28 protein-coding genes are annotated in these 20,616 nt (G+C 53.5%); 3 read left to right on the forward strand and 25 right to left on the reverse strand.

Translation table 11 applies throughout. The features are described 5' to 3' along the window. On the forward strand, positions 1–282 hold a 282-nt coding region (locus JOE21_RS14070), incomplete at its 5' end, for a hypothetical protein (RefSeq protein WP_309867474.1). Positions 283–584: 302 nt separating this feature from the next. On the opposite strand, the gene JOE21_RS14075 is transcribed toward JOE21_RS14070, so the two are convergent. From JOE21_RS14075 to JOE21_RS14085, 3 genes are all read right to left on the reverse strand, one after another. Then, positions 585–2,498, reverse strand: coding sequence for a beta/alpha barrel domain-containing protein (locus tag JOE21_RS14075; protein WP_309867476.1), 1,914 nt, complete (start codon positions 2,496–2,498; stop codon positions 585–587). Between the two features lie 310 nt (positions 2,499–2,808). Then, the gene (locus JOE21_RS14080) at positions 2,809–3,225 is read right to left on the reverse strand and encodes an OsmC family protein (protein ID WP_309867478.1); all 417 of its coding nucleotides are present in this window, start codon (positions 3,223–3,225) and stop codon (positions 2,809–2,811) included. Positions 3,226–3,239: 14 nt separating this feature from the next. Further along, entirely contained in the window at positions 3,240–3,860 is a 621-nt protein-coding gene (locus tag JOE21_RS14085; protein WP_309867480.1) for a stage II sporulation protein M, read from the reverse strand. A 109-nt stretch (positions 3,861–3,969) separates the two neighbouring features. On the opposite strand from JOE21_RS14085, the gene pdaB reads away from it, so the two are divergent. Beyond that, positions 3,970–4,734 (forward strand): polysaccharide deacetylase family sporulation protein PdaB, encoded by a 765-nt coding sequence (gene pdaB / locus JOE21_RS14090; RefSeq protein ID WP_309867482.1) that lies wholly within the window; start codon positions 3,970–3,972, stop codon positions 4,732–4,734. 16 nt (positions 4,735–4,750) lie between these two features. Here the strand turns inward: pdaB and JOE21_RS14095 are convergent, their stop codons facing one another. Next, the gene (locus tag JOE21_RS14095) at positions 4,751–5,365 is read right to left on the reverse strand and encodes a KinB-signaling pathway activation protein (protein WP_309867485.1); all 615 of its coding nucleotides are present in this window, start codon (positions 5,363–5,365) and stop codon (positions 4,751–4,753) included. A 397-nt stretch (positions 5,366–5,762) separates the two neighbouring features. Here JOE21_RS14095 and gerD point away from each other — a divergent pair, with 397 nt between their 5' ends. After that, on the forward strand, positions 5,763–6,377 hold the full coding sequence (gene gerD, locus JOE21_RS14100) for a spore germination lipoprotein GerD (RefSeq protein WP_309867487.1): 615 nt from the start codon (positions 5,763–5,765) through the stop codon (positions 6,375–6,377). Positions 6,378–6,495: 118 nt separating this feature from the next. On the opposite strand, the gene salA is transcribed toward gerD, so the two are convergent. From salA to rpmD, 21 genes are all read right to left on the reverse strand, one after another. Then, positions 6,496–7,614, reverse strand: coding sequence for an iron-sulfur carrier protein/transcriptional regulator SalA (gene salA, locus JOE21_RS14105; protein WP_309867489.1), 1,119 nt, complete (start codon positions 7,612–7,614; stop codon positions 6,496–6,498). A gap of 182 nt (positions 7,615–7,796) precedes the next feature. Continuing rightward, positions 7,797–8,549, reverse strand: a complete 753-nt coding sequence (gene cwlD, locus JOE21_RS14110; RefSeq protein WP_309867491.1) for an N-acetylmuramoyl-L-alanine amidase CwlD — start codon at positions 8,547–8,549, stop codon at positions 7,797–7,799. A 68-nt stretch (positions 8,550–8,617) separates the two neighbouring features. After that, positions 8,618–9,082 (reverse strand): hypothetical protein, encoded by a 465-nt coding sequence (locus JOE21_RS14115; RefSeq protein ID WP_309867494.1) that lies wholly within the window; start codon positions 9,080–9,082, stop codon positions 8,618–8,620. A gap of 124 nt (positions 9,083–9,206) precedes the next feature. Continuing rightward, positions 9,207–9,599 carry a 30S ribosomal protein S9 gene (gene rpsI, locus JOE21_RS14120; protein ID WP_309867496.1) on the reverse strand — a complete coding sequence of 131 codons (393 nt, stop codon included), beginning with the start codon at positions 9,597–9,599 and terminating at the stop codon, positions 9,207–9,209. 18 nt (positions 9,600–9,617) lie between these two features. Further along, positions 9,618–10,055 (reverse strand): 50S ribosomal protein L13, encoded by a 438-nt coding sequence (rplM, locus tag JOE21_RS14125; RefSeq protein WP_309867497.1) that lies wholly within the window; start codon positions 10,053–10,055, stop codon positions 9,618–9,620. 168 nt (positions 10,056–10,223) lie between these two features. Further along, on the reverse strand, positions 10,224–10,988 hold the full coding sequence (gene truA, locus JOE21_RS14130; RefSeq protein WP_309867500.1) for a tRNA pseudouridine(38-40) synthase TruA: 765 nt from the start codon (positions 10,986–10,988) through the stop codon (positions 10,224–10,226). Positions 10,989–11,007: 19 nt separating this feature from the next. Further along, positions 11,008–11,814 carry an energy-coupling factor transporter transmembrane component T family protein gene (locus JOE21_RS14135; protein ID WP_309867503.1) on the reverse strand — a complete coding sequence of 269 codons (807 nt, stop codon included), beginning with the start codon at positions 11,812–11,814 and terminating at the stop codon, positions 11,008–11,010. Beyond that, the gene (locus JOE21_RS14140) at positions 11,811–12,674 is read right to left on the reverse strand and encodes an energy-coupling factor transporter ATPase (protein ID WP_309867506.1); all 864 of its coding nucleotides are present in this window, start codon (positions 12,672–12,674) and stop codon (positions 11,811–11,813) included. The genes JOE21_RS14135 and JOE21_RS14140 overlap by 4 nt, the downstream gene beginning before the upstream one ends. Beyond that, on the reverse strand, positions 12,659–13,489 hold the full coding sequence (locus JOE21_RS14145) for an energy-coupling factor transporter ATPase (protein WP_309867508.1): 831 nt from the start codon (positions 13,487–13,489) through the stop codon (positions 12,659–12,661). The genes JOE21_RS14140 and JOE21_RS14145 overlap by 16 nt, the downstream gene beginning before the upstream one ends. Positions 13,490–13,956: 467 nt before the next feature. After that, entirely contained in the window at positions 13,957–14,346 is a 390-nt protein-coding gene (rplQ, locus tag JOE21_RS14150) for a 50S ribosomal protein L17 (RefSeq protein ID WP_309867511.1), read from the reverse strand. Positions 14,347–14,378: 32 nt separating this feature from the next. Next, on the reverse strand, positions 14,379–15,323 hold the full coding sequence (locus tag JOE21_RS14155) for a DNA-directed RNA polymerase subunit alpha (RefSeq protein WP_309867514.1): 945 nt from the start codon (positions 15,321–15,323) through the stop codon (positions 14,379–14,381). A gap of 183 nt (positions 15,324–15,506) precedes the next feature. After that, on the reverse strand, positions 15,507–15,908 hold the full coding sequence (gene rpsK / locus JOE21_RS14160) for a 30S ribosomal protein S11 (protein WP_309867516.1): 402 nt from the start codon (positions 15,906–15,908) through the stop codon (positions 15,507–15,509). A 21-nt stretch (positions 15,909–15,929) separates the two neighbouring features. Next, positions 15,930–16,298, reverse strand: a complete 369-nt coding sequence (gene rpsM / locus JOE21_RS14165) for a 30S ribosomal protein S13 (RefSeq protein WP_309867519.1) — start codon at positions 16,296–16,298, stop codon at positions 15,930–15,932. A gap of 19 nt (positions 16,299–16,317) precedes the next feature. Further along, positions 16,318–16,431, reverse strand: coding sequence for a 50S ribosomal protein L36 (gene rpmJ / locus JOE21_RS14170; protein ID WP_072332752.1), 114 nt, complete (start codon positions 16,429–16,431; stop codon positions 16,318–16,320). Positions 16,432–16,528: 97 nt separating this feature from the next. After that, a complete protein-coding gene (gene infA / locus JOE21_RS14175; protein WP_009710936.1) occupies positions 16,529–16,747 on the reverse strand; it encodes a translation initiation factor IF-1 in 219 nt (72 codons plus the stop codon). A gap of 4 nt (positions 16,748–16,751) precedes the next feature. Next, on the reverse strand, positions 16,752–17,060 hold the full coding sequence (locus JOE21_RS14180) for a KOW domain-containing RNA-binding protein (RefSeq protein WP_309867536.1): 309 nt from the start codon (positions 17,058–17,060) through the stop codon (positions 16,752–16,754). A 10-nt stretch (positions 17,061–17,070) separates the two neighbouring features. Next, positions 17,071–17,820: a type I methionyl aminopeptidase gene (map, locus tag JOE21_RS14185; RefSeq protein ID WP_309867538.1), complete on the reverse strand. Its 750-nt coding sequence runs from the start codon at positions 17,818–17,820 to the stop codon at positions 17,071–17,073. Beyond that, complete coding sequence (locus tag JOE21_RS14190) at positions 17,817–18,470, reverse strand: adenylate kinase (RefSeq protein WP_309867542.1); 654 nt, start codon at positions 18,468–18,470, stop codon at positions 17,817–17,819. The genes map and JOE21_RS14190 overlap by 4 nt, the downstream gene beginning before the upstream one ends. 170 nt (positions 18,471–18,640) lie before the next feature. Then, positions 18,641–19,945 (reverse strand): preprotein translocase subunit SecY, encoded by a 1,305-nt coding sequence (gene secY / locus JOE21_RS14195; RefSeq protein WP_309867544.1) that lies wholly within the window; start codon positions 19,943–19,945, stop codon positions 18,641–18,643. Next, positions 19,945–20,385: a 50S ribosomal protein L15 gene (gene rplO, locus JOE21_RS14200; RefSeq protein ID WP_309867546.1), complete on the reverse strand. Its 441-nt coding sequence runs from the start codon at positions 20,383–20,385 to the stop codon at positions 19,945–19,947. The genes secY and rplO overlap by 1 nt, the downstream gene beginning before the upstream one ends. Positions 20,386–20,421: 36 nt before the next feature. Continuing rightward, positions 20,422–20,610: a 50S ribosomal protein L30 gene (gene rpmD / locus JOE21_RS14205; protein WP_309867549.1), complete on the reverse strand. Its 189-nt coding sequence runs from the start codon at positions 20,608–20,610 to the stop codon at positions 20,422–20,424. Positions 20,611–20,616 lie beyond the last annotated feature (6 nt).

A 20,616-nucleotide genomic window follows, 5' to 3' on the forward strand; every position in this document is an offset into this window, starting at 1 on the left:
AACGCTTCTGTTGTCCGCCTTTCGGCGTGCGCCACTCTCTTGCGGCGACAAGATCTATCTTATCAAATCCCAGCGATCTTGTCAACAACTTTTTTCTGTGCCGCTGAACCGTTTGTGGTCCGTGTCGCGGCGACAGATATTAATTTAACACGGGCAGGATTTATCGTCAAGGGTTTTTTTAAACCCATTTATATTTCCCCTGAATGCCTCGATTATGCCTGCTGGAGAAACCGCTCTGACTGGCAAAGCGGCTGTTGGGTGAGATCCGCCGCACACTCGTGAAGGGCAGCTTCAAGTTCGGTACACATCAAAAGGAAATGTCCGAATCGGCCCCATTCAAAAAACCCCAGTTACCGTACCGGGGTGTCTAGGGCGGGTCTGGCAATTCGATTTTCCGTGAGAAAAAAGAGAGGGTCGGTATCGCCTTTGGTTCGCCTTTGCACTCACAGAGCACAAGTCTCGTCTGGGTCACTTTCGTTCCCCGGTCTCGCTATGCGCTTTTTGCAACGAAACGAAGACAGCCCACCAGCCCGACTAACCCATGCTCCTATACTCGCTTCGTACAAATGCAACTGTAGTACTAGTCACTTCGATCGGTTCATCAGATAGGGGAACGTCAGGATCAGCCCGGCCACATATAATAAGAAAGCCAAGTATGCGGGCGTTAAGTGGAAGTGATCCATATAACCCACCTGAATGTGCACTCCGATGCCACCGACAAAACCGGGGATCCCCCCCAGAAAAAACGCCCACCATACCCAACGTTCTCCTTCGCGGATTCCCCAAAGTGATAAGAGTAAAAAGACGATCCCCGTCGCCAGCAATGTCCCGCCAAAGCCTGCCCGGTCATGGGCGATCAATGGGAGGAGACGATCATTCACTTCCCCGAGGGCATGTGCCGAGGTATCCATAAACACCAAATCCTCCGGAACAAACACTACTGTCATCCCGATAACAGAAATAACGATTCCCGCTACTGAGAAACCTGCACCTAAACAGACAAAGGAGAGTTGGCCCCACAAGGAGCGCTGCCAAGATCGGGTATTGTACCGGTTACGCGATCGATCCGGCTGAAACGAGGTCAGGCCAAATTGGATCATCAGCCAAAAAAGCGGAAAAAGCACGGCCGACAGCAGGGCATGAAGGGGGTCCAAATAACCATGACCCAAAAAGTAAAACAGGCTGGCAAAACCGATAACACAAGAGAGAATCATGATTCGTTTGGACCAGTGAGACCCCTTTCGTAATCCATACAGAGACAGCATGATATACAAAATCCCCAACGAGATCATCGTCCCTGATAGTGTAATGCGGTCATGAGCCATAAAGGCGAGCAATCGATTATTCACCGCATGGATTTCCTGTCGGCTCATTCCTGTGATGGCTTCATCATATGGCAAAATGACATGGGTTGACGCTACCCACCAAGCAGCTGCCCCAATCAAGATCAGGCCTACCCCCATCAACATACCGCATATCCAGGCAGCCTCCCCTGTCCGGGACTGATTCTCCTCGCGATTCATCTCATCTCCGGCAAACCAATCATCTATGACCGCCTCATTGATCCGTTTAACCAGCCCAGGGCCACTGAAAACCAAGCCTGCATTCACCATGACCAGATCGGCACCGGCCTTTAAACACATCATCGCATCGGCCGGTTCATGCACAGCAGCGGAGGCGAATACCGGACAATCCGGATATCGGTTTTTCCATCGATGAACAGCGGCGAGGACTCGTTGTTTTGCATCCGGATCGCCAATTCGATATCCCTCTGATGTATGGATGCCATCCGAAAATACAATGGCATCCACCTCAGAGGACCAGTCTTCTTCCCACTCCAACAACCGGGAATCAGGTAGCACAGATACAGACAGCGGCTTATTCAAACGTCGGCATTCATCTGTCACCGCCGTCATATGCTCTTTCCACTCAGTTTGACCCCACTTTCGTCCATCCGTCTCATCCAATACAAAGAAAGAACAATAAGGGGCCAGTTCGCGAATCAGGTTGATTCGTTCATCGCTAATCCCTGCCTCATCTGCAGATGGATGATGGCCGAGGCGTACCATCAAGGGAGTCGACACCGGTCCCAAATCCTCCAAAGAGGACAGCAACGCGCTTTTTCCCGTATTTACCCAGGGATGCGAGAGCAGTAATCCCTTCTTATCGTCATCCCGTTCGATCTTTCCCCAAATGGGCTCTTGCGTCACGATTCCCAGATCCAACAGCCCAGCGCCGAACAGGGACAAAGGTTCCACCCCTAACCGACGAGGATCCAGTTCTCCCGTTATAACCACCGGGGAAGCCAAATCCAAGCCCCCAATTCGTTGGGAAATCTCCTTGGCAGGAGTCATATGGCCCATGGTTTGGATCAACTGCTTTCCCAAAGGCATACGGCTCAATCCCCTCATGGCACGAAGGGCCCAATCGCGGGAACGGATATCTGACATCGCAAACAACACCGGCTGAAACAGGGTACGATATGACCAATCCGGCATGTGTCTCTCCTTTCCTTATAAATGGTTAGAAATAAGTTCATTTCTATCATTTCACAATTGGTTGATAAATGCGATCCAAAAAAACCCCGGTTACCGTACCGGGGGTGCCTAGAGAGGGTCTGGAAATTCGATTTTCCGTAAAAAAAAAGGGAGGGTTGGTATGGCTTTTGGTACGCCTTTGCACTCACAGAGCACAACTCTCGCCTGGGTCACGCTCCCCGGTCTCGCTATGCGCTTTTTGCAACGAAACGAAGACAGCCATACCAACACGGAATCTCGCCCTGCGGATTTCCAGACACGCCATCGTTAATCATTCATACCGATTGCCATTGATTTCAAAGCTGGTGAGGATTTCTGCGTTAAGGGACTGGGAAACGGAGCAGTATTTGTCCCGGGAAAGCTCGACGGCACGCCTCACTTTCTCTTCAGGCAAGTCTCCGGTCAGTTTGTAATGGATATGAACACGAGTAAACCGGCGGGGATGATCCTCTGCCCGCTCCCCGGAAATTTCCATATCGAAATCTTCCACTGTCAATCTCATCTTGCGCAGAATTTCGACGATATCAATTCCGGAGCATGCGCCCGTGGCAGACAGTAACAACTCTGTCGGCCTCGCTCCCCGATCTTCACCACCCACTTCCGGTGCGGCATCTAGGGTGACCGTGTGCCCGGAGGGGGTTTTCGCCTCAAAACGCATCTTACCTTCCCAGGACAGTTTTGTTTTCATCCACATTTCCTCCTTTATGCGAGATCACTCAACAGAGTAATGAGGCCGGCTTCAATCAGAGCGGCGAAAAACAGCAACACCAGGATTCCTAACAGAATCGGCAACGCCCGTCTGCGAATCCCCTTCCAATCCTCGACGCTTCTCGTCCTGGCAGTGGATGAGAACAGCCCCACAATCGACCGAGAAACCGTCATCCCCAACCGAATCCCAAAGGTGGCAGCGATCAGGATGGCCGGTAATTCCAAAGTTCCATGGGGGAGAATGGTGGTGACGAACAGGACGAAGGGATTGGCTCCCGATTCGCCGGAGGCGATCCCCAGCACCACCCCCAGGAGCATGCCGTTCGTCACCAGCGCCATCAGGGGAAACACTCCGAAGAAAAGACCAAACACCACCATCAGGAGCGAAGCGGTAACATTGTTGATAAAGATAGTGATAAAGGCATTTGCGAAAGTGGGGTTCTCCTGGATCTCTTCCAGCGTTTTTTCGAATTCTTCCCACATGGGGGAATTCATCAAGGCTTCCCCGAGAGTTTCAGCCCCGGCAAATCCAGCAAGTGCAGTAAACAAAAACACAAATGTGGCGAAGATCAAGATGTTTTTATCTTCCCAAACGGATGCTAAGAAACGACGCATCCCCTCACACTCCTCTTTTTCCCGCGAAATGGATTCATAACCCTCGTCCATCGGAATACATTTAAAGTGGGACAGGTGCATAAACCGATGTGGCGGAGGTGGCGGGAGTTTGAATTTCTTTTGGGTAATGTCAGGCAAACACTTAAAGCGCGGCTTGATGGTGGTGGTCGCCCTGATGCTGGCAGTCGGCATTTATGTGGCGGAACAACGAGACATCCAAGTCTTTATGCCGCTCAATCAAGGCCCTGCAGCAGTCTACAGCGTAGACACAGATCAAAAAAAGCTGGCTCTGACCTTTGATATCAGCTGGGGAGAAGAACGAACCGGTCCCATCTTGGATGTATTGGAACAAAAAGGGGTGAAAAAAGCGACGTTTTTCTTAAGCTCCCCTTGGGCTGAAACCCACCCGGATATCGTGAAGCGCATCGTCGACATGGGATTTGAGATCGGCAGTCACGGTCATCGCCACGAAAACTACAGCACCTATGATGAGGAAAAGATCCGGACACAAATCCGCAAAGCTCATCAAATCTTAACGGGATTAACCAAGCAAGAGCCCAACCTGATCCGATTCCCCAACGGCGACTTCGACAAGCGTGTCTTGAAAATCGCCGACGAGATGGGCTACACCACCATCCAATGGGATACCGACTCATTGGACTGGATGAACCCGGGCAGGGACAAAATCATCAACCGGGTCACCAGTAAAGCCCACCCAGGGGACATCATCCTGATGCATGCCAGCGATTCCAGCAAGCAACTGCATGAAGCACTGCCGGTCATTCTCGACGATCTTACGGAAAAGGGATACGAATTTGTAACCGTGTCCGAACTGATCGCAGGGTCCGAAGTGGAATTGAATCCGGTGGATTAAAAGCTGGACCAAGGGTTCAGCTTTTCTTTTTTTCTTTCTGCGGCTTTTCCGGCGTGGGCAAATCCATGGGCTCCACCAAACGATGTAATTGCATGATCTGCCAGGCGTTACATACCAAAAGTGTAAGCACCATCAGCAAAATCATCTCAAGGGATTGCTGTTCGATGGACGGCAGCGCTTCCAACCAGGTGGCCGCTACCATAAAGAAGACAGTAGGGATGAACGCAGATGGATTGGTTGCTTTCATCTTGAACCAGGCCACCACTAGAGCCGCAATCAAAATAACAGCGGGTAAAATTAGATGTAACAAAAAAGAAGCCGTCTCTTCCCCGCCGCGTCGCAACGTGATGGAAAAAGAATTAATCAGGACGAGGATCGTCAACCCTAATTGCAGCGATTGGTAAATATAGGGGTTTCGGATAAATCCCCTCCCGACCATGTTAAACACCATATACGCAAAAAAGCCCATCTGAGCCACGGCACCAAACATCACCCCGGCCCATAACATGCGGACAAAATCGATCCCGATCGGCCCGAAGAACACCTGCAAGGCAAACCCCGCCACCGGTGCCGCCAGTGTTCCCAACAATAAGGTGGTCCAAAACAAGAAAAACAGCTTACGTATAGTCATATGAAATGAATCGCTCCTTCAACCATCGGTTATTTAAATTGTCGTCCCTTTAAGGGCTTCCATCCGCTAATTTAGTTGTCGTCCCTTTAGGGGCAACCATTATCGACCAGGGCGTGTCTGAACAATCCGTAGGGATGGCGGCAATGCTGCACCCCCATACGCCTATTTCGAACATAGATCCCTTGTACGAGTCACACCCATTATACCGATGACAAGTCGGTTTAAACAATCAATCCCGTTCCGCCATTGTGACAGTTCATGGGCGGTGCCCCGGTTTCAGGCACGATTTAGGCAGATTCATAAAATGGTCTCTGCCTTCCCATATTAACTGTGAGAGCCTGAAAATGGAGTTGCCCCTGTGGGACCGACAATTTAGAGAACCGGGGAGTTGAATCACATGGACCGTCGCTTGCGCTTCATCCCGATCTTATTTCTGTTGATTTTCATGGTTTCCTGCGGCCCTGTCACCCGTCCAGAACCCCAAACCATGGATTATGCAGAGACGAAACAAATGGTGATGGACGTTCTGCAGACACAAGAAGGCAAAAAAGCATTGGTGGAGTTGCTGCAAGATCCGGAAATTCGCCAGGATATCATTATCGCCGAACAAGAAATGGAAAAAACAGTAAGCGAAACCCTGGTTTCCCCGGAAATGCAGAAACAACTGGAAAAGCTGATGGAAAAACCAAAAGTGGCTGCCAGCTTCGCCAAGGCCACTCAAAAACAGCAAAAAGAACTGATGAAGGATTTGCTGAAGGATCCGGAATATCAAAAGGGAATGCTGGACATCATGCGGGATCCCGAATACACCAGACACTTGAAACAGTTAATGAAAAGCCGGGAATACCGCCAACAGACTATGAAGACGATGGAAGAGGCCCTGGACAACCCCGTCTTCCGGGAAAAGTTCACCAAAGTGGTGGAGGAAGCGGTGAAGAAACAAGAGGAAGAAAAGAAGAAACAGGAACAAGGAGGAGGACAAGGGGATCAACAGGGCGGGGGAAGTACGTAATACTTCTGAGGACTCCATCGCGGCCCGATAAAAAGCTCCCTTCCGTAAATAAGCAAAAACCCCCGCTGTGGTGTGGAACATCACACCATCAGCGAGGGGCTTTTCCTCTTTTGCTGAATCAAGCCTGGCTCGTTCGGTCGATGACTTGACGGGCCAGATCTGCGTACAATCGACCCGTGGATGTGTCCGCTCCATAGATGGACGGTGAGAAGTCCGGCGCGGAGGGATCTTTGTTTTCCGGAGCTCCCAAGGGAATCTGAACAAGCAACTCTGTCTGCAATTCCTCAGCCAGTTTGTCGCCGCCTCCCTTGCCAAAGACAAAATCCCGGTTTCCACAGGAGGAACATTGGTAATAGGCCATGTTTTCCACTACACCCAGGATCTCATGTTCCGTGTGCAGGGCCATCGCTCCTGCTCTTGCCGCAACAAAAGCAGCGGTGGCATGGGGGGTGGTCACCAGCAATTCCTTGCTCTGGGGCAACATCTGATGAACATCCAAGGCAACGTCGCCGGTTCCGGGAGGCAAGTCAAGGATACAAAAGTCCAATCCGCCCCAATCCACCTCCTGGAAGAAGTTGCGCAGCATCTTACCCAACATGGGGCCACGCCAGATCACGGGGGCGTTCTCTTCCACAAAAAAGCCCATGGAGATCACTTTGACTCCAAACCGTTCCACTGGATAGATGGTCTTGTCCACAACCGCAGGCCGTTCTTCGATTCCCATCATATCGGGAACACTGAATCCGTAAATGTCGGCATCAATAATGCCCACGCGTTTACCTGCCCGGGCCAGGGCGACTGCCAAATTGACCGCCACAGTCGACTTGCCCACGCCGCCTTTGCCGCTTGCGACGGAGATAAACACGGTACCGGAGTCCGGGGACAACAGGGAGGCTTGTTCCGCCTGAATCGGTGTTTGTCCCGCTGCCCGTTTGGCCCGCACCTTTTGTTGATGTTCTTCACGAATTCGTGCCGCCAGCGCTTCCTGTTCCTTATCGCTTAAAACATCCACCGTAACTTCCACCGCGGGAGCCCCGATTTCTTTTAACGCTTTTTCTACCTCTTGGATCATCTGTTCCCGGTGGGGTGTATCCTCGCTGAACAACATCAGCTGAAGACTCACCTTATCCTCAAAAATGCGGATGTTGCGAACCAGGTTCAGTTTGACCAGATTATGCTTGAATTCCGGTTCTTCCACTTGACGAAGCGCTTCCAAAATATTTTCGATCGTCGGCATATCCTGTTACACCTCAATTTATCCTGTCGTTTTTATGAGTCATCATGCCCCATCCCCGCGGCATAACAACCGGTATAAGACGATTGCAACAAGGTGTTAACACAGACTGTACTTCAAAAGTGTGTTTTTCTTCGTCCCTATCATGATACCAATCCTGAACGGAGTTTCAAAGGGAGGATCCGCTACCTGTCTTCACTCAACTCTTCTCCCCCCTCTTCCTTATAAGCAAAGAAATGGACAACCCCTTCGTAAATCGAGGCTGCCAATAGGTTTTGATAGGGTTCCTGCGCCAATCGCGCCGCCTCTTGCGGGTTTGACAAAAAGCCCACTTCCACCAAAGCGGATGGAACGGGGGAAGTTTTTAATATGTAGACTTCTCCGCTGTGACGCGCCTGACGGGTGGTGTTTTCCAAATTGCGAATCAGCTCTCTCTGGATGTAACGGGCCAGTTGTTGGTTATCTTCCAAGGTGGGATAGTAAAAAGTCTGGGCACCGGACCATCGTGAGGAAGGGACTGCATTCAAGTGAACGCTGATAAAAGCATCCGCATCGCTCGTCTTAACCAGTTGGGCCCTTCGGTGCAGATCCTGCGCCTTGCGCTTCCGAGCACCGACATCTGCCAAATCCTGGTCTGTCTCTCGGGTCAAGATTACCAAAGCACCTGCTTCTTGCAGATAATCTCGCAATTTCAGTGAAATCGAAAGCGCCACTTCCTTTTCCACCAGCCCGTCACGGCTGACCGCCCCCCCGTCCTTTCCTCCATGACCCGGATCGACAACAATCACTTTACCGGACAACGGCATGCTCCATGCATCCTGAGATGCAAAGCCAGTCCACCACGCCATCCATGCGGTTACCGCTGCCAGTAAAAAAAGGAATAGGAACCCCCAAAAGCCCGGGCTTCGCTTCCGCATCCATGCTTTCCATTGGTTCATCGGGTATCCCCCCTTGGTCCTAAGTCAGTTTGTCCCATATATATGGACGACAGAGCCCGCTTATTCCCTCACAGGAGGCGCCGTTTACGAAGTTGGATGCCAAAATCGATGCCTTCCAGAAACCAACGAATCGCCACCTCATCGAAAAAAAGCAACACAGACTGACAGGTCCATTCATCCACATGAAAAAAGAGCTCCATCTCTTCCGCGATTCGCCCCACCAAGTGATCCCCTTCCTCACGAAAACAGCGGTTGTACCAATTTCGGCGCTCCGTAAAGGGAAGGTTGGGTGGACACTCTTCCGCTCCCCGGCGACTGAACTGAATTCCCTGGATGTAGGACTCAAAAGCAAGCCGGTAAACGGCCTCATCCACGACAAATCGCTTATGAGGAGACAGGGAACGGGTGGTTGGCTCCAACACGTTCTCCACCAGTCGAGACAATTTTCCCCACGAGAAGCAGGCCAACGCTTCTTGCCGTACACGCTCCAGCTTATTGAGCCTCCATGCTTCCAGCCATACTACTTTGCCCATCTCCTGTCCCCCTTTCATGGAATTAGTGTTACCGAGGAAACGGGAGAATACCAACCAAGTCGTGCGGCGATTTTTGTCAAAATAAAAACCCCGTCCCAATGGGACGAGGTGATTCGCCTGCCGATCAGCGCTTGGAGAATTGCGGTGCGCGACGGGCTTTTTTGAGACCGTATTTTTTCCGCTCTTTCATCCGCGGGTCACGGGTGAGAAAGCCGGCTTTCTTCAGGGTGGGGCGCAGTTCCGGATCCACTTTCAAAAGCGCGCGGGCCACGCCGTGACGGATGGCTCCGGCTTGACCGGTAAAGCCGCCACCCTCCACCGTCACCAGCACATCGTACTGGTTCACGGTTTCGGTGAGTACCAACGGTTGTTTCACAATCGCTTTCAGGGTTTCCAGGCCAAAGTAATCATCCATGTCGCGACCATTGATCACGATGCGCCCGTCCCCGGGGACCAAGCGAACGCGGGCGATGGATTCCTTACGCCGACCGGTGCCGTAAAATTGGACTTGTGCCAAGATGGGTTCCCTCCTTTTTTATCCGCGTAGTTCCCATTGTTCAGGCTGCTGGGCCTGATGGGGATGCTCGGAGCCTGCATATACTTTCAGCTTTTTCAGCTGTTGACGACCCAACTTGTTTTTGGGCAGCATGCCTTTGACGGCCAGCTCGATCATCAGTTCCGGACGTTTTTCACGCAGATCGCCGGCGGAAATGCTTTTCAGTCCGCCCGGCCAACCGGAGTGCCGGTAGTAGGTTTTGTCCGCATGTTTTTTCCCGGTCAAGTGGACTTTGGATGCGTTGATGACAATCACAAAGTCACCGGTATCCACATGGGGAGTGTATTGGGGTTTATGCTTCCCGCGCAACAAGGTCGCCACTTCCGTGGCCAAACGACCCAACGTTTTATCGGCAGCGTCCACCACAACCCATTTCCGTTCCACTTGGTTCGGTTTGGCCATAAATGTGGTTCGCATTTGAATTTCCCTCCTCTGGCCAAAACCATTGCTCCTATATGCACAGGCAACAAAGCCGTGCGTGTCAGGCTGGTTTGGCTATCAATTAAAAAATAGTGCGCCGAACTTGTTCCACCGGGGCAAGTGGAAAATTACCAACGATCATATTACACCAACAGGGGAGCCGTGTCAAGATAGGAAATTTCTCTCTTGGTCGCTTCCGTACCCTACACGCATCAGGGTTAATCCTTCCGGCGGCAGCGTCCGCCCCGCCGCCTCCCGCTTTCGCGCTTCCAAAATGGCGGGAATGCTGTCAGCGGCGATTTTTCCGCCTCCCACATCCGCCAGCGTTCCGGCAATGATCCGGACCATATTGTATAAAAAGCCGTCTCCCACCACATCCAGGGCTACCACACCATGCTGTGGACAGCGGATGCGACACTCATACAAGGATCGCACCCGATGAGACACCTGGGCCCGGGCTGCGGAAAAAGAGGTGAAATCATGGGTGCCAACAAGGTGGCGTCCGGCTTCCGCCATGGCGTTCACATCCAATGAGTGGGGCCAATGGGTGGTGTACCTCCGTAAAAACAAATCCGGTACCCTTCGGGTGTCCCATGTATAGCGATACCATTTCCACCGCGCATCCTTGCGGGCATGAAAATCCGCCTTCACCTCTTCCGCCGACCGGATGAGTACATCTTTAGGCAGTATATGATTGGTCACCCGCACCCAGCGATCGACGGGCAACGGGGAATCCGTGTCCCAATGAATTACTTGGCCCTGGGCATGAACACCGGCATCCGTCCGTCCCGATGCAGTCACCTGAACCGGATGATCGGCTACCCGTGAGAGAACTTCCTCCAATGTGTCCTGCACCGTTCGGCAGCGTGGTTGACTTTGGAATCCGGAAAAATCGGTACCGTCATAGGCCACTGTCATTTTGAGCCGCATGACCGGGTCCCTCCTTCTGTCATCCATCCCGCAACCCCACCAACGCGACGATTATTACAGCAAGCAGTGCCCACAGGGCATAATCCAGGCGGGTATACTGAAGCTCCCGCAGCTTGGTACGACCCACACCGCCTCGATATCCCCGCGCTTCCATCGCCCACGCCAACTCTTCTGCCCGACGAAAGGCGGACACAAACAACGGAATCAGGATGGGAACAAAGCCTTTCACCCGTTTCCATACGCTCCCGGATTCAAAAGCGGCACCGCGGGCTTTTTGCGCTTTGATGATTTTATCCGTCTCCTCCCATAGGGTGGGGATAAAGCGGAGGGCGATAGACATCATCAATGCCAGCTCGTGGGCAGGCACTCCAATGCGTGTAAAAGGGGACAACAGTTGCTCCAGACCGTCTGTCAGATCAATGGGAGAAGTGGTCAGGGTAAGCAGGGTGCCGGTGATGACCAAGAGCAGGAAGCGGAGGGCGATTTTCACCGCCTGAATCACTCCTTCTTCATGGATGGTGAGCCATCCCCAGTCCACCCATACTTCTCCTCCGCGGGTCATCCACAGGTGTAACCCGGCCGTGAAAGCGATCAGAAACAGGATCGGTTTTAACCCCCGCCACACCATAACAAGAGGAACACCGGACAACAAAATGCCGGTTCCCGTCACCGCCACCAACAATCCGTAAGTCCAGCTGTTGTTGGCCAGAAAGACAATCATCATAAACAAGAACACATAGATCAGTTTGGCACGGGGGTCCATGCGATGCAGAGGGGAATCTCCCGGTACATACTGACCCAGAATGGGATTTTGGAGAGCACTCATCCGCGTTCCCCCTTTTTCACCCGTTCCAGGACGGCATCGATCAGCGATTCCGGTGTAAACCGGTCGAGCCTAAGCGGCGGATCCAGCCGTTGGTTTAAGCGGCCGGCGATCCGGGCCGCTTCCGGCTCGCCCAGATCCCATTCCCGCAAGCGATCGGCCTGTTGAAGCACACCCTCCGTGGAGCCTCTCAACACCACCCGTCCACCGGCCATTACGAACAGGGTTTCGGCATAGCGCGCCACATCATCCATACTGTGGGAAACCAGGATGACGGTCATCTTTCGTTCCCGGTGGAGGGTGTAAATGCGGTTCAGCAGTTCCCGCTGACCCGCCGGATCCAGTCCGGCGGTAGGCTCGTCCAATATCAACACATCCGGATGCATGGCCAGTACACCGGCGATGGCCGCCCGTCTCATCTGTCCACCGCTCAGTTGAAAAGGGGAACGGGAGGCCAGCTCCTTCGCCAATCCCACCCACTCGAGCGCTTCGATCACGCGACGCTCAATTTCTTCCGATGGCAAACCCAAGTTGCGGGGGCCAAATGCCACGTCCTTGGCCACTGTCTCTTCAAATAACTGATGTTCCGGATACTGGAATACCACTCCTACTCGACCGCGAAGCATCGATAAATCCTTCGTGTCCGGGGTAATCTCTGTATCCCCGATTTGAATCTGGCCGGAAGTCGGTCGAAGCAAGCCGGCAATGTGTTGGACCAGTGTCGACTTTCCGGAACCGGTAGCCCCGATGACCCCCACATACGCGCCTGAGGGGATTTCCAGGTTGATATCGGTGAGAGCCAGCTTGGCGTAAGGGGTCCCCTTCATATAAACGTGAGACAAATGGGTTATAACAATGCCCATAGTTCTCTCACCAACGCTTCTTCACTGGAGATATTCCGGGACAGGGGTACACCCTCCCGCCGAAGACGATCCGCCACCTCGGCAAACAAGGGCATTTCAAGAGACCACTCGCGAAGACGGTCCCCCTGCCTAAAAATTTCCCGGGGGGGTCCATCCATTCGGACGGAGCCGGCAGCCATCACCGCGATTCGATCCGCACACAGGGCCTCCCCTGCAGAGTGGGTAATATGGATCACCGTCGTCCCTTCCTCATGGAGAGAGCGAATCGTGTCCAAGACTTCCTGTCTTCCTTCCGGATCCAACATGGAAGTCGCTTCATCAAACACGATCACATCCGGCCGCATGGCGATCACGCCCGCAATGGCTAAGCGCTGTTTTTGTCCCCCGGACAGGTGATGAGGAGACTGCTCCTCCATTCCGGAAAGGCCCACCCGGGGAAGGACATCGGCGATTCTACGCCGCATCTCCTCCCGGGGGAGCCCCAAGTTTTCCAATCCGAAGGCCACATCGTCACGGACAGTAGTACCCACAATTTGATTGTCGGGATTTTGGAAAACCATCCCCACCCGTTGTCGGATCACTCCCCACAACTTTTCATCCCGGGTGTCCATGCCACACACCCGCACGGTTCCCTCATCAGGAAGCAGCAGTGCATTAAACAGCTTGGCCATGGTAGATTTACCAGAACCGTTGGGACCCATGACGGCGACGTATTCCCCTTGCCTCACACACCAATCCACTCCGGAAAGGACGGAAACCGGCGGTTCCTCTCCCCGCCCCGGATAGTGAAACGTCACATTTTCCAATTGAATCACGGGTGATTCACCCCGCTTTATCAAACCGCACTTGCTAGTACTACAGTTGCATTTGTACAAAGAGTGTATATAAGCGTAGGTTGGTCGGGCTGGCGGGCTGTCTTCAATCTCTTGCAAAAAGCGCAAAGGATCGCAGCCATCCCACCACCCTCCCTTCTCACATCTGCACCTGCTCTTATAAGCACAACTGTAGTACTAGGGCGTGTCTGGTCATTCAAGTTTTAATGATGTTATGGTGAGGACGGTGTGGCCGGCTGCGATCCTTTGTACTCATCGAGCACAAATCTCGCCTGGGTCGCTTCGCTCCCCGGTCTCGCTATGCCCATTTTGCAAGAGATCGAAGACGGTCACGCCGGTCCCTCCCCTAGCAATCGATTATCAGACACGCCCTAGATAAAGATAAAAGAAAAAAGGGCAGATTTCAGGACCGGATCGATCCTGCCCTCTCCCTTTGATCCATAAACGGTTTATTTCACCAATTCCAGATAGACCATTTCCGTGGCGTCACCGCGGCGAGGCCCGATCTTGATAATGCGGGTGTAACCGCCGTTGCGTTCCTCATAGCGGGGTCCCACTTCATCAAAGAGCTTCTTGACGGCATCCACTTGTTCGTGGGAGACTTTCTCCCCTTCCTTTTCGGTCCGGGAGCGGTTGGTCCGCACGAAGGAAGCTGCTTGGCGCCGGGCGTGAAGGTCGCCCCGTTTGGCCAAGGTGATCATCTTCTCGGCGATCGAGCGAACCTCTTTGGCACGGGAGGCGCTGGTTTGAATCCGCTCATGGATGATCAGGTCAGTAACCAGATCCCGGAGCAGCGCTTTCCGTGCCGCTGTATTCCGACCCAGTTTCGAATATGCCATGTTTTCCCCTCCCTTTGTAAACAGATGGTGATTCAGTCATCGCTGCGCAGGGAGAGACCCAACTCGGACAACTTCTCCTGCACTTCTTCCAGCGATTTTCGTCCCAAGTTGCGGACCTTCATCATGTCCTCCTCCGATTTCTGCGTCAGCTCCTGAACCGTATTGATCCCGGCACGCTTAAGGCAGTTGTAGGAGCGGACAGACAGGTCCAGCTCTTCGATGGTCATTTCCATGACCTTCTCTTTTTTGTCTTCTTCCTTTTCAACCATGATCTCCGCATCTTGTGCTTCTTCCGTCAACCCGACGAAGAGCAGAAGATGTTCGTTCATGATCTTGGCACCCAGGCTGACGGATTCCTCGGGACGAAGGCTGCCATCGGTCCACACTTCCAGCGTCAGTTTGTCATAGTTGGTGACTTGACCAACCCGAGTGTTTTCCACCTGGTAATTCACCCGTTCAATCGGGGTATAAATAGAGTCGATCGGAATGACACCGATCGGTTGATCTTCATGTTTGTTGCGGTCCGCGGGTACATATCCACGCCCCCGGTTGGCCGTCAGCCGGACATGGAGACGTCCGTCATTGGCCAAGGTGGCGATATGCAGATCCGGGTTGAGGATCTCCACATCGGAATCGGCACGGATGTCGCCGGCTTTCACATCACCGCCGCCCTCCACATCGATCTCCAACACCTTCTCCTCATCGGAGTGGATTTTTAAGGACAGACGTTTCAAATTGAGGATAATTTCCGTCGTATCCTCTACTACACCGGGGATCGTGGAAAACTCATGCAACACCCCGTCAATCTGGATGGACGTAATCGCCGCACCCGGAAGGGAGGACAACAGAATCCGCCGCAGCGAGTTGCCCAGGGTGGTGCCGTAACCGCGTTCCAAGGGTTCCACAACGAACTTTCCGTACCGGCCGTCTTCACTGACCTCTACGGTCTCGATTTTGGGCTTTTCGATTTCAATCATACGATCTTGAAACCCTCCTTCAGAACGTCGCATTCCGGGTGACATCGGTGCGATCTGGGATGGATAAAAACCATGTATCCCCCGGCGAGCGGTTATGGGCAACCAAAAGGACAGATGGGTACCCTACCAGTATACACATAGTCTTACCAGTATAAACCATAGCCAACCCGGAATCGATCGTCATCAGACGCGGCGACGCTTCGGCGGGCGGCACCCGTTATGGGGAATCGGTGTAACGTCTTTGATCAGGTTGACTTCCAACCCGGCCGCTTGGAGAGAGCGGATCGCCGCTTCCCGGCCGGCTCCCGGACCTTTCACCGTCACTTCGACACTTTTCATGCCATGTTCCATCGCCTGCTTGGCGGCGGCTTCCGCAGCCATCTGGGCGGCGAAAGGCGTGCTTTTGCGAGAGCCTTTGAAGCCCAGTGTGCCGGAACTGGCCCAGGAAATGGTGTTCCCGCGTTTATCGGTGATCGTGACGATGGTGTTGTTAAAGGTGGAGCGGATGTGTACCGTACCCGACTCCACATTTTTCTTTGCACGCCGTTTGACGCGCTGGTTGGTCGTCCGCTTTTTGGCAGCCATGTGTTTCCCTCCTTATCTCAATTATTTTTTCTTGTTGGCAACGGTCCGACGGGGACCTTTACGGGTCCGCGCATTGGTTTTGCTGCGCTGGCCGCGAACCGGCAGTCCACGGCGATGACGAATGCCGCGATAGGATCCGATCTCGATCAGACGCTTGATGTTAAGCGCCGTTTCCCGACGAAGATCCCCTTCCACTACCAGGTTCTTATCGATGTAGCCCCGCAGTTTGGCCACTTCGTCTTCCGTCAGGTCCCGTACCCGGGTGTCCGGATTGATCCCCGTTTCTTTCAGGATCTGGGCCGACTGAGAACGGCCAATGCCGAAAATATAGGTCAGGGCGATTTCCACCCGTTTGTCACGGGGTAAGTCGATGCCTGAGATACGAGCCAAGGTTGAGCACCTCCTGTCTTCAGCCTTGTTTTTGTTTGTGTTTCGGGTTTTCGCAGATCACCATCACAACACCTTTACGACGGATGACCTTGCATTTTTCGCAAATCGGTTTAACCGAAGGTCTGACTTTCATTTTGCTTCCCTCCTGTATCCACTCGGTGTGTCAACTCCTCCGAATGCGCCCGGATCACGTTTGACGTTACCATCCGAGCGGACCATTGCCGCGGGGGTTACTTATAGCGATACGTAATCCGGCCGCGGGACAAATCATACGGGGAAAGCTGGACCGTCACGCGGTCACCGGGCAGAATCCGGATAAAGTGCATACGGATTTTGCCGGAAACATGGGCGAGTACTTTGTGACCGTTCTCCAGCTCTACCCGGAACATCGCATTGGGCAACGGTTCAATCACCGTTCCCTCCACCTCGATCACATCTTCCTTGGCCATTGACTCACTCTCCTTTGCGTTCTCCGATCTGGAGAAGGTATTGGTTCAAGGCGTGGCGCAGCTTGGCGTTGCTCACCCGGCCATCTTTACTCATGGATTCCGCTACTTCCCGGGCGATGTGCTTGGTAGGTTGGATATGCTTGACGTTTTTCTTTTTGGACTGCCCAAACTTACGTTTGTCCCCGTCCACGAGAAGAACAAAGTGCGGCTCTTCCCAACCGATTACGATCGCATATCGCCCCGCCTCACGGCCTTTTTTCACTTGGACTATCTGTCCGATGGAAGGCCGTCTCTCGGCATCCGTCACATCCATCACCCTTCACCTAACCAGCTGTGGTCAATATTTCGTGGCCGTCTTCCGTGATCGCGATGGTATGCTCAAAATGGGCACAGAGGGAACCGTCTTCCGTCACAACCGTCCAGTTGTCAGCCAGGGTCTTCACATGGCGCGCACCCACATTCACCATCGGCTCGACAGCCAACGTCATGCCGGATTTGAGCCGAGGGCCTTTACCCGGGGGCCCAAAGTTGGGAATGCCGGGCTCCTCATGGAGGTTTTGTCCCACTCCATGTCCGACATACTCCCGTACAATGGAGTAACCCGCGTCTTCCACAAACGATTGGATCGCATGGGAGATATCTCCGATGCGGTTTCCGGCTATCGCCTGCTTCAATCCCCGGTAGAGGGATTCTTCGGTTACCGATAATAAGCGGGACGCTTCTTCCGAGACGGTGCCCACGGGATAGGTCCAGGCGGAATCGCCATGATACCCATCCAGGTAAGCTCCGATGTCCACGCTGATGATATCTCCGTCGACCAATACCCGGTCCCCCGGGATCCCGTGGACGAGCTCTTCGTTGACAGAAGCACAAACGCTACCGGTAAAACCGTTGTATCCTTTAAAAGAAGGAACAGCTCCCTGCTTGCGAATGTAAGCCTCTACGATCCGGTCGATCTCCTTGGTGGTGATCCCCGGCCGGATCGCATCCCGGACCAACTGGTGGGCCTCATATACAATGCGGCCCGCCCGCCTCATGCGTTCGATTTCTTTGGACGATTTTAGGATAATCATTCGGCTGATCCCCTAAGATAGCCGAGAATATCCTGGGTGACGCGCTCAATGGACTGTTGGCCGTTGATCCTGCACAAGTTCCCTTTGTCCTTGTAGTAATCCAACAATGCACGGGTCTGCTCCAGATTGACTTGCAAACGTTTGGCCACGGTTTCTTTCCTGTCGTCCTCCCGTTGATAGAGATCGCCTCCGCAACGGTCACAAACCCCTTCTTGCTTCGGGGGGGCGAAAGCCACATGATAGGTGGCCCCGCAATCGCGACAGATCCGCCGTCCAGTCAACCGTTTCAACAACTCTTCCTCTTCCACCTCAATATAGATGACGTGGTTAAGAGTTTTGCCCATCTCCTTCAGGCTAACGTCTAAGGCCTCCGCTTGCGGAACCGTTCGGGGAAACCCGTCCAGCATAAAGCCTTCGGCACAATCATCTTTGCCCAACCGCTCTCTTACGATACCGATCGTAACACGGTCGGGGACGAGTTGTCCCTCGTCCATATAGGACTTGGCTTCCAGTCCCAAAGGAGTACCTTCTTTCACCGCAGAGCGGAACATATCGCCTGTGGAGATGTGCGGGATGTGGAATGCCTCGATGATCCGGTCGGCTTGGGTGCCTTTCCCGGCACCGGGCAGTCCCATCAGCACGATATTCAAGCCTCATCCCTCCCGGTGGTGTCAACAAGCACAGGGCGGTCCGCCTTACGATCACCCCAGGTGTCGATCCTGCAGGCCCAACCTCCACTTTCGCGAGGAAGGACACGTGTGATGCGGCATGCGGCCTCTCAGCCGGTTGCACACGGATTCCCCTGGTCCGGGGAACCCCTCTATTTGATGAATCCTTTGTAATGGCGCTTGATCAGCTGGCTCTCAATCGTTTTCATGGTCTCCAGAGCCACCCCGACCACGATCAAGAGCGACGTTCCGCCGATCTGAACGGAGGTGGGAAGGTTAGCCAGCGCGGTAAAGAACACCGGCAGGATGGAGACCGCCGCCAGGAACAAGGCACCGGCAAAGGTAATCCGGTTCATCACGTAAGTGAGAAACGCAGAGGTAACTTTGCCCGGACGTTTGCCTTGGATGTAACCGCCGTTTTTCTTCAACTGATCCGCCAGCTGCACCGGGTTGATCTGTACAAACGTGTAGAAGTACGTAAACCCGATGATTAGAAGCACATAAGTGAACATTCCCAGCGGGGCATCAAATGCGAAGTTGGAAATAATCCACTGAGAGATGGCGCTGTTAGGGAAGAATCCCGCAATGGTCGTCGGGAAGATCAAGAGCGACATGGCGAAGATGACGGGAATCACCCCCGCCGCGTTGACCTTCATCGGGATGTAGGTGGATTGACCGCCGTACATCTTGCGTCCGACCACGCGCTTGGCGTATTGCACCTTGATCTTACGAACTCCTTGCTGGATGAAGATCACACCGGCGACGATCAGGATCAACACGGCCAGGATGATCAGCAGCTTGACGATACTGAGGAAGATCTCGTCACCTGCGTTGGCAAACTGCGTCTCATAGATTTGCTGGCTGGCCGGCGGAATTCCGGCGATGATCCCGGCAAAGATAATGATGGAGATCCCGTTTCCAATCCCATGCTCCGTAATCCGCTCACCCAACCACATCAGGAACGCGGTCCCGGCGGTCAACGTGATCGCGATCAGGGCAAAGGTGAAGAAGTTCGGGTTGTTGATGAAGCTCAGCCCCATATTGGCACCCATCGTGTTAAAGCCGATGGTGATGGCGATCGATTGGATCAAAGCCAGCACTATCGTACCATAGCGCGTTACCCGTGCCAACTTGCGGCGCCCCACTTCCCCTTCCCGCGCCCACTGGGCGAACTTCGGAATCACGTCCATCGTTAACAGCTGCACGATGATCGATGCCGTGATATAGGGGAAGATCCCCATGGCGAAAATGGAGAAATTAAGAAGAGCACCACCGGAAAAAGTATTCATCAACCCGAATGCCCCGGCCCCGTCCGTCAGAGCGATCAGCGCCTCGTTGTTCGTATTGGGAACCGGAATGTAACTGCCGATTCGGAAGACAACGATCATCGCCAGCGTGAACAATATCCGGCGACGGAGGTCCTCCACTTTAAAGATGTTGCGTACGGTCTGAAACATCAGAGCACCTCCGTCGTGCCTCCGGCTTTTGCGATTTCTTCCGCAGCCGCGGACGAGAACTTATGAGCCTTGACGGTCAACTTGACTTTCAGTTCCCCATTCGCTAGCACTTTCAAACCGTCTTTCATGTTTTTCACCACACCGGTTTCCTTCAGCAATTCCGGAGTGACCACCGTACCTTCCTCGAATCGGTTGAGGGTATCCAGGTTGATCACGGCATACTCTTTACGGGTCGGGTTGGTGAACCCACGCTTCGGCAGCCGGCGGTAAAGCGGGTTTTGTCCCCCTTCGAATCCGGGTCGCACCCCGCCGCCGGAACGGGCTTTTTGCCCTTTGTGCCCGCGGCCGGCGGTCTTGCCTTGGCCTGCGGAAATCCCGCGGCCCAAGCGCTTCCGGTTTTTCCGGGCACCCTCAGCCGGTTTCAATTCATGCAATTTCATCCTTCGCACCTCCTCTTCCAGTTCGGTGGACAAGCATCACGCATCGACTTCTTTGACATCGACTAGATGCTTCACTTGGTTGATCATCCCCCGAATCGCCGGGGTGTCGTTTTGTACCACGGTCTGTTCCCGCTTGGTCAGCCCGAGCGTCCGCACGGTCACCCGCTGCGTTTCAGGACGGCCGATCAAGCTCCGTTTGAGGGTGATAGCCAGTTTTTTCGCCACGATCAT

It is taken from the genome of Desmospora profundinema, from assembly GCF_031454155.1.
GTDB lineage: Bacteria > Bacillota > Bacilli > Thermoactinomycetales > DSM-45169 > Desmospora > Desmospora profundinema.